Genomic DNA, 428 nt, shown 5'->3' on the forward strand with positions numbered 1-428 from the left:
GTGTGTTGTTCCCTTACTTCGCCGGTTTCAGTCAACTGCTGCTGGATGGGGCGGATTTTGTTGCCGTTGATAAGGTGATGGAGAAAATTTTCGGTTGGCCTATGGGCCCGGCTTACCTGCTGGACGTAGTAGGTATGGATACGGCAGATCATGCCGCAGGCGTCATGGCCGAGGGTATTCCTGAGCGTATGCAGCGTATCGGCAATGATCCTATTCAGAGCCTGTACCAGGCCGGGCGTTTGGGTCAGAAGAACGGTAAAGGCTTCTATGACTTCGCGGTCGATAAGCGCGGCAAGCCGAGCAAAACCGCCGCTGAGGAAGCCTACAAGCTCCTTAATATTGAGCACCGTGAATTTGATGCAGAAGAAGTGATGGCCCGTTTGATGATTCCAATGGCAAACGAAGCGGTACGTTGTCTGGAAGAAGGT

General features: G+C 52.8%; 1 protein-coding gene. It reads left to right on the forward strand.

The features are described 5' to 3' along the window. Window positions 1–428: 3-hydroxyacyl-CoA dehydrogenase family protein (locus J0A66_RS21760; protein ID WP_241264376.1), on the forward strand; the 428-nt coding region annotated here is incomplete at both ends.

The sequence above is a fragment of the Bowmanella dokdonensis genome (assembly GCF_017254865.1).
GTDB classification, from domain to species: Bacteria; Pseudomonadota; Gammaproteobacteria; order Enterobacterales; family Alteromonadaceae; genus Bowmanella; species Bowmanella dokdonensis.